This window comes from Paenibacillus sp. Mc5Re-14, assembly GCF_001049835.1.
Lineage (GTDB): Bacteria > Bacillota > Bacilli > Paenibacillales > Paenibacillaceae > Paenibacillus > Paenibacillus polymyxa_C.
This window is the reverse complement of record NZ_CVPD01000002.1, coordinates 219,577-228,149: the sequence shown is the minus strand read 5'-3', so window position 1 is coordinate 228,149 and position 8,573 is coordinate 219,577. Positions and strand designations below refer to the sequence as shown.

Here is an 8,573-nt window from a genome sequence, read left to right as displayed (position 1 = left end):
CTTGACGAATGATTAGAAGTTATCACCAATTTTAATCTGTAACCCATGAATCCTGATCGAATAAGTAAGAAGCCTTCCACTTACGCGATTCGATCAGGATTCGCTTTATCATGTGCACTCCCACGATGGGAAGTGCGATGATTTCATAGCGCCATGCTGATGGCTTCCATGCGGAGTATAAAGATCTGCTCGCTATGCAATCACCGCACGGTTCAAATTATTAAATCAAACTCATACGTAAGGAGAGTACTTGAATATGAAGAATAGAGGCTTTTACTACCTATCCGCATTTTTAGCAGCGTTGTATCTCTGGAATCTACTCATTGCTTCGGCATGGGCAGCAGATAGTATAACACCTAATTCAGTGGAAAAAGCAGTGGACGACATCATGAGTACAGAATTGGAAAAATTGCATACTCCGGGTGCTGCGGTCGTTGTGACCCAGGAAGACCACATTCTTTTTAGTAAAGGCTATGGATATGCAGACCTGGAGCGGAAAGTGGCATTCGACCCAGCGAAGACTATTGTTCGTGTCGGCTCTCTAACCAAATCATTTAGCGCAAGCGCCGCAATGCAACTGGTCGAGCAAAACAAACTTGATTTGAATGAAGACGTAAACCGCTATCTCCACAGCTATAAAGCTTCGCAATACCAAAATCATCCTTTTAATCTACATCAGCTTCTGACACATACTGCAGGATTAGATGAAGCGATATACGACATCAACAGCTTGACTCGGGCAGGTGTTTTACCTACAGAGCAGTATCTCAGCACGTATTTTCAAAAGCAACCCCCTATCCGCAAACCAGGAATTCGGTATGAATACAGTAATGTTGCCTTTGGTCTGATCGGTAACATTGTGGAGCAAGTAAGCGGTCAGGGACTGAATGATTACCTTAGCACACATCTGTTCCAGCCGATGAATATGCCGAGTGCGACACTGGAATTGCCACTAAATAATCCGGCACTGGCCCAATCCTATCAGTGGAAGCGTGAAGCGTATCTAAAACAGCCTTTTTCGTATATCAATCTGCCGGGAGCAGGAGCGTTGAACGTCACACCCAACGAATTTTCCCATTATCTGATCACTCATTTGAATCAAGGCAAGTATAAGGGCAAAGCGGTGCTCCAGCCACAAACGGTAAAAGCGATGCATGCACAGCAATTTGCAGCTGATGCTCGTCTTGATGGCATAGGTTACGGATTTTTCCGCGGTCAACTGGAGACGGGAGTGCACATGCTGTGGGCTAACGGGAAAATTGATGGTTTTATTTCCAAAATGGTACTAGTTCCCTCCCAAAAGATCGGTATTTTTGTAATCAGCAACTCAGCGGATACGGACACCCTGCTTCATGGAAAAGTCATCAATGCGATCGCCCAAATACTGCCCGCCGAGCCGCAGGCCGCTTCTCAGTCACCGGTTCGTTCTGTCAAGGAAATAAAGCTTTTACCAGAAATCGAGGGTGTATATCAGCTGAATTTGAATCCTATTCATGGGTGGGGAAAATGGCTTCGGATGCTGGGAAGTGTTAAATACACCGTTCGAATTCAAGATGATCATACATTAATTGTTAAAGGGAAATTTCCGGATCAAAATGAAGCATCAGACAAAGTTTTTCAAGCAGCAGGTGATGGACTGTTTGTGGAGAAGGGGGGACAGCTTAAAATATTGCTGTATCAGGAAAACAGTACATGGATGATGATTGCCCCGGATAGTGAGACCATGAAGCAGACGACATTTATGCATCGTACCTGGACGCTGCTTGTCAGCTACGCCGCATCCTCTTTATTTTTCATCACAACCCTGCTGATATGGATGATAAGGTATGTGCTCAGAGCTATCCGTAAAACGAATAATCACATTTCATCCAATCTGGCATACATCGCGTTACTAAATACGATTTTTCTCGGGGTACAGGTCGTCTATGCTAACAATCAGATGGTCTATGGCTATTCCGCCTGGTTTATCTGGGGAATTTGCACGCTGCCGCTTCTTTCAGCACTTCTTGCCGTGTGGGTATTGATTGTGAATGGCGCAAAGCTGATTACAGGGGAAAAAAGAACTCGGGCTGCCGGGAAAATTGTATTTGCGGTACTCACATTGCTGCATACAGCCTATCTTTATTATTGGAATTTCCTTCTCTTTCATTATTCCTAAAGATTTACAAAATAACGCATGTCCGCACATAAATGAATGCTAACATTTATATTTAGTGCCCCTCTGAGAGGGGCCTTAAACCAATTAACAGGAGGAATAGAATGGGAATTTTTCGTCGTTTTACATCCCGTAGCTTCAAATACGCAACAGCTATGGTTTTCACTTTATCGTTGTACGCTGGTGTTGTAGGCGGCATACAACCGGCACGTGCAGAAGGTCCGGCAGACCCTGCCCCTTTCATTGCAGCCAAAGTGGTCAATGAAAACGCTGGTAAAAAAGTATTGTTCGATAATACACATGGACAGACAGCCGGCGCAGCAGATTGGGTGATTGATGGTGGATTCTCAGATTTCGGACAAGCCCTTGCAAAAAATGGCTACGATGTTCATGAACTTCGCCAATCTACACCTATTACTTATAATGATTTAAAGAATTATGATGTATTTGTGACAGCAGAACCCAATATCCCTTTTAAACAAAGCGAACAGGCCGCAATGGAACAGTATGTTAAAGCAGGCAATAGCATTTTTTTCATTGGAGATCATTATAACGCCGACCGGAACAAGAACCGCTGGGACGGGTCGGAAAGTATCAATGGGTACCGTCGAGGCGCATGGGAAGACCCTGCAAAGGGAATGAGTGAGGAAGAAAAAAGCTCGACAGCGATGCAGGGCGTGGTTAGCTCAGATTGGCTGGGCAGCCAGTTTGGTATACGCTTCCGCTACAATGCATTAGGCGATATCACGGCTAATCAGATTGTTGAGCCTGCGCAGGCGTTTGGCATTACAGCAGGAGTGAGTAATGTGGCGATGCACGCAGGATCTACATTGGCGATTATTGACCCGACCAAAGCCAAGGGGATCGTATATCTCCCTAAAACCAATCAGGCTTGGGGGAATGCAGTAGATCAGGGCGTTTATAACGGTGGCGGTATAGCGGAAGGGCCTTATGCTGCTGTAGCAAAAGTAGGTCTAGGCAAAGCTGCCTTCATTGGGGATTCATCTCCTGTTGAAGATGCAACGCCAAAATATTTGCGTGAAGAGACAGGAACCAAGAAGACAACGTATGACGGATTTAAGGAGCAGGATGACGCCGTGTTACTGGTAAATATGGTAGACTGGTTGTCCAAGAAAGAGGAGTATACCAGCCTGTCGGATGTAAAGAACTTACATCTTGATCAGCCGACGGCATTGCTGTCTTTTGAAGATCCTCAGGCTTCCACGGAACCGCAAGCAGAGCCTTGGTCCGTTCCTGCAGCCGGCTACAAATGGTGGGATCAACGAACGTTCAAGGCCGGCTCCTATGGCGGATCTACAGCCAGCGCGCAGCCTGTGTACAGCATCGTTCGTCAGGAGCAGCTGCCGAATGCACAGCCTTTTCAAATTCGCATTGTTGCCGACCAACTGGCTCCCAATAGCACGATTAGCGGATTCAGCGCAGGTATTTATGTAGCGGGCGGCAACCAAGTAGCCCAGATTCAGAATCCGGATGGAAGCTGGCCGACCTCTTACGGTTATAGTGGAACATTTAGTCTGGAATCCGACAGCAAGGGGCATGCCTATAGAGACCTGACGGTGCGGATCAAGCCGGGTACCAGTGGTTCAGCCAATCTTAGACTGAGACAAAACGGCAGCAACCTGCTGACCCAATCCGTCGTGTTGGCTGATGTCCCGGCCCAGCCTTTGCCTGAGGATGGCAACACGATTCCAGCTCATATCAGTGTCGCAGAAGCACGGACTCTTTCGGCTGGCAAAGTTGTGACCTTGGAGGGTGTTGTGACGACAGAACCAGGGGCTTTTGGCGGTCAAGCCTTTTACATGCAGGATGAAAGTGGCGGCATTTATGTATATCAAAACCAAAGCGGCTTTCACCCAGGTGATCGAGTAAAAATTACAGCAAGTTTGGCACTGTACAATAGTGAAGTGGAGTTGACCGATCCAGTGGCTATTGAAAAAACGGGAGAAGGACAACTTCCGCAAGCTGTGCAGGTCACTGAACTCAACGATGCGAACCAAGGACAGCTGGTTGAGCTTCCTACTGCTATTATTCGTAATGTGATAGATGCAACCCCTGTAGGTTCGTTTGAATTTGATGCAGTCGCGGGCGAGGTTAGCCATCATGTGCGAATTGATGCACGCACAGGCTTAACACGGACATCTTTTCCGTATCAAGAAGGACAGCAAGTGAAGCTGAAGGGAATTTCGGCGGTTTTTAAAGGGAATTATCAGTTAAAGCCGCGCGGGCTAGATGACTTTTCAGCTCAGACAGACGCAACTTTGCAGGAAGTGGAGCTTTCACTGGATCAAACAACATTTAACGTTGGCGATACAGCAGTCACACATCTCAAGGGTACGCTGACAGATGGCAGCCAAGCTGATTTAAGTAATGCCTCTGTTCAGTATAGCAGCAGTCATGAATCCGTTGCACTGGATACGTATGGAGAACTTCGGGCCCTAAAAGAGGGGAGCGCCGAGATTACAGCCAGCGTCACTTTGGACGGTAAAACGGTCGTATCCAATCCTGTAACCGTTAGAGTCGAGAAAACCGCTGCAGGTGAGGTGCCGGGTAAACCGGTGCTGTCTCATGATAACGGTCAGGACACCGGACTGAAGGATGGAGACTACAACATCACTATGAATCTGTGGTGGGGCACGAATGGTGATGAACTCAAGTGGTATGAAAATGATAAGCTGATCGAAACCCAATCATTGCAAGCAGCTTCCCCTGGAGCACAGCATGCAGTCATTTCCGTTACAGGCAAGAGCAATGGAACCTACACGTATACTGCCGAACTGATTAACGCTTCCGGTAAAACGGTCAGCGACCCGTTAACTGTCGAAGTGACCGATGCTTCTCCTGGCATTCCGGTGTTGTCTCATAATAATTGGGATGGTGACGGCGACTATACCCTGACAATGAACATGTGGTGGGGCACGAATGCTACCCAATACAACCTGTATGAAAATGGAAAGCTGATCGACACGCAGGATCTGTCGAGCCAAAGTCCGCAGGCTCAAAGTGCTGCGACCAATATCCAAAATCAAAAGCCGGGTACATATGAGTATCGGGCCGAGTTAGTCAATGCTGCCGGAGAGGTTTCCAGTCAAACCATAAGTGTAGAAGTAAAGGAACGTTAAATCGAAATGATTGGCCGTTAAAAAGAAGAGCATCTATTGACCTCGCGAGAGTCTATAGATGCTTTTTTTTGCGGGAATTATCATTTTAGGATTGGGTTGGCGAAGCGGAAAGTCCCTCTATATCTGAGGAGCCATAGAAGATCATGGCAACTAGAATCACAATGATGATAACCTCTGCAAAATATTCTCCATCAAACTCACTCACTACAAATATCTCCTTTCGCCACCTCTTAAGTATTTATTTATTTATTTTCTGTGAAAAGGCTTGTATTACCTGATCCAACGTCATATTGCCGTTATCATTTAAAAATTTCACCATATTATCGACATTACTAGGGGCAGATGCTAATGTTTTGTATTTTCCTGTGAGTCCTAAAAATAAAGTTGCTTGTCTGTATAAAGTCACGGAATCGACGTTTAGTTTTCCTGTTAGTAGGAGGGCTGCGACTAGGACCTCCACATTTTTTCCTTGAAGTGCTGAAAAGATAGCCGAATTACTGTTTAATCCATTTTTCTTTTGACCGTTAGGGGGGGATTTGGATTTGCGATTCCCGTTCCCGTTGCCATTCTTTCCTAAGGAAGCCATTGAATCTTCCTCCCGCCATACACTGCTCTTGCCTGGTTTTCATGAAATTTGGGACAAGGGCAGTGGCACTGCACGTGCTCATTAAAATACGTTATGATCATACGATATGCGAGCAAGAAAGCTTTGGTTACCATATGAATCACTGTGGCCGAAGGTAGCTGACTGCTAAATTCCTGAATTTCTTTTCGCATGTTGGTCCAATTTAGAGTAAACTACAATAAAGAAAGCTAAATGAGCATTTTGCATCAATTTCAGGAGCTTTATCCAATCAGCAATAGATGGACCCTAACGGTTTAGCTCGTATATATTGCACCTTCGAGTATTGAACTTGAATTATGCAAAGTGCTGAAATAGGAGTTGAAATAAGACCATGTCGAACGAAGAAGTATTGTTAACTAAAGAGGGATTAGCCAAGCTGGAGGAAGAGCTTAAGGAACTGAAGACGGTAAAACGCAAGGAGCTAGCCGAACGCCTCAAGTTGGCCATCAGCTATGGAGATCTGAAGGAAAATAGTGAATATCACTCAGCCAAGGACGATCAGGCGTTTATGGAAACACGGATCATGGTCTTGGAAAAAATGTTGACCAAAGCTCGGATAGTGGATGAAAGTAATCTGGACCTTAAAACGGTCAGTATCGGATCTACTGTTATTCTGAATGACATCGAATTTTCGGAGAAGGTGGAATACAAAGTTGTAAGTCCTGCGGAGGCAGATGTTCTGGACAACAAAATTTCCTATGAGAGTCCTTTAGGTAAGGCACTTTTGGGGAAAGAAGTGGGCGGTATCATTCATGTCGATGCACCCATGGCTGTAATCAAATATGAGCTGCTAGAAATTAAGCTCACTTAGTCCATTCCCGATTCCCTTTATAAGGGGGCCGGGATTTTTCATTCTTGCTATTACATACCACCCCTGCGGAGTGCATTTGCACTCCACAAACTGGACAGGATTTTCATTACTTTGTATCGTATTAAGATTAATCTGTCATCAGGAAGCCGGCTTGCTCCAGTGCAGCACAGGCATCATTAATTTTATTTTCATCCGAGGCATGCAAGGTATGCAGGTGAATGCCTCCGGTCAGCTGGGACAAATAAGTGGCTTGGGTGGAACTGATCTTACGTATAAAATCGTCCACTTCTTTGCGAGTTCCGACCCGTATTGGAGCAGTCAGATCTCCATATACTGGATGTTCAACTATAACATCCTGCACACTGACACCGTAGTCCACAATCAGTTTTAATTCTTCTTCTGTTTGTTCAGGGCGGTGATTACACACAATAATACGAGAGGCTAAGGGAGCGACTTGAGCCGTAGGCTCCATATAAATGTATCCTTGACTCGTTGCAAGGATAGGCTCTTGGCTTGCTTTTAACAGGGAAATATCCTGTACAATTACTTGTCTGGAAACGGAGGACCTGCGTGCCAGTTCGCTCCCGGTCAGCGGTGATTCGCTTTTGAGCCACAATAGCAGCTGTTCGCGGCGATCCGTACCCGACCGTTTTGAAGATTCAGTCAACGGGATAAGCTCCTTTCTTGTCGATGCGTCAGGTCTGTCAAAATATCTACCAGTACATCCAATTCCTCGATGGTGGTTGTCCTGCCGAAAGAAATACGGATAAATTGTAAGGCTTCACGGCCGGATGCTCCAAGGGCTTGTATGGCAGGGGAAGGATCGTGATGTCCGGCGGCACATGCGCTTCCGGTAGATATACAGACACCGCTGCGATTACATTCCAGCATAACATATTGTCCCTCGTAACCGTGAAAAAAACATCCTACAATATGATGCAGCACCGCTTTTTTTTCGCTTTCCTCTACGACCCAACGTAATGGAATCGATCTTTCCTGAATTTTCGTAATAAAGTATCTTCGCAGGGTAGCATACCGCTCCTGATGCATCTCCATCTGTTCGGTCATCATTTCTGCCGCTGCGACAAAGGCTGCAATCCCTGGAACATTAATCGTTCCGGGACGAAATCCGTTTTCATGCAGTGTATCAGGATATACCGGACGCCATGGGGTTCCGGGTTTGAGATATGCAGCACCGACACCTTTGGGGCCATACACTTTATGGCTTGATATAGAGAGTGCATCCACTCCCATGGCTTCTACATCTATGTGAACATTCCCAAATGTTTGTACCGCATCACTATGCAGCATAATACCGCGTTCGTGGAGCAGGGGAGACAAGGCAGCAAGATCCTGAATCAGCCCTGTTTCCGAATTGGCGTGTTGTACCGATACAAGCCCGGTGTTGTCTCTAAGATGGGGTACAAGAACTTCACGGGTTATTCGTCCTTCCCGATCCGGTTGTACAATGGTCAGCTCATAGCCTTGATGTTCTAGAAAAGTAGCAAGATTGTACATCGAGTGATGTTCCAAAGCGCTCATAATCCAATGCTTTTTGTGGGGTGGTAACCCGTTCAGGATCGATTGCACGACCAACATATTGGATTCTGTGCCCCCTGTTGTAAAATAGATGCCTTCCTTATGCCCGCCAATCATATTTGCCATTCGTTGCCTGCTGTAATCTAGTGTGTAGGCTGCTTGACCGCCTGCATCATGGAGACTGCTGGCATTTCCGAACATTTCCTTATTCATTACGCTATATATATGCAAAGCTTCGTCACACATGGGTGTGGAAGCGGCATAGTCCAGGTAAATCACAGCAAATCCTCCCCACTTAAAAAT

At 46.0% G+C, this 8,573-nt stretch carries 6 protein-coding genes; 3 read left to right on the top strand and 3 right to left on the bottom strand.

Annotated features, from left to right (window positions below):
• The first annotated feature begins 256 nt into the window (after positions 1 to 256).
• Complete coding sequence (locus BN1546_RS25965) at positions 257 to 2,158, top strand: serine hydrolase domain-containing protein (RefSeq protein WP_090739281.1); 1,902 nt, start codon at positions 257 to 259, stop codon at positions 2,156 to 2,158.
• Positions 2,159 to 2,259: 101 nt separating this feature from the next.
• On the top strand, positions 2,260 to 5,295 hold the full coding sequence (locus BN1546_RS25960) for an endonuclease (RefSeq protein ID WP_090739280.1): 3,036 nt from the start codon (positions 2,260 to 2,262) through the stop codon (positions 5,293 to 5,295).
• 238 nt (positions 5,296 to 5,533) lie between these two features.
• On the opposite strand, the gene BN1546_RS25955 is transcribed toward BN1546_RS25960, so the two are convergent.
• Complete coding sequence (locus BN1546_RS25955; RefSeq protein ID WP_090739279.1) at positions 5,534 to 5,881, bottom strand: hypothetical protein; 348 nt, start codon at positions 5,879 to 5,881, stop codon at positions 5,534 to 5,536.
• A 370-nt stretch (positions 5,882 to 6,251) separates the two neighbouring features.
• On the opposite strand from BN1546_RS25955, the gene greA reads away from it, so the two are divergent.
• A complete protein-coding gene (gene greA / locus BN1546_RS25950) occupies positions 6,252 to 6,731 on the top strand; it encodes a transcription elongation factor GreA (protein ID WP_090739278.1) in 480 nt (159 codons plus the stop codon).
• 127 nt (positions 6,732 to 6,858) lie between these two features.
• On the opposite strand, the gene BN1546_RS25945 is transcribed toward greA, so the two are convergent.
• The gene (locus BN1546_RS25945; RefSeq protein ID WP_013371006.1) at positions 6,859 to 7,398 is read right to left on the bottom strand and encodes a transcription repressor NadR; all 540 of its coding nucleotides are present in this window, start codon (positions 7,396 to 7,398) and stop codon (positions 6,859 to 6,861) included.
• On the bottom strand, positions 7,395 to 8,549 hold the full coding sequence (locus tag BN1546_RS25940; protein ID WP_090739277.1) for an IscS subfamily cysteine desulfurase: 1,155 nt from the start codon (positions 8,547 to 8,549) through the stop codon (positions 7,395 to 7,397). The genes BN1546_RS25945 and BN1546_RS25940 overlap by 4 nt, the downstream gene beginning before the upstream one ends.
• Between the last annotated feature and the right edge of the window lie 24 nt (positions 8,550 to 8,573).

What these genes read in the sequence shown, in the direction of transcription:
- BN1546_RS25965 (WP_090739281.1), top strand. Translation starts at nt 257, where the DNA reads ATGAAGAATAGAGGCTTTTACTACCTATCCGCATTTTTAGCAGCGTTG.
- BN1546_RS25960 (WP_090739280.1), top strand. Translation starts at nt 2,260, where the DNA reads ATGGGAATTTTTCGTCGTTTTACATCCCGTAGCTTCAAATACGCAACA.
- BN1546_RS25955 (WP_090739279.1), bottom strand. Translation starts at nt 5,881, where the DNA reads ATGGCTTCCTTAGGAAAGAATGGCAACGGGAACGGGAATCGCAAATCC.
- greA (WP_090739278.1), top strand. Translation starts at nt 6,252, where the DNA reads ATGTCGAACGAAGAAGTATTGTTAACTAAAGAGGGATTAGCCAAGCTG.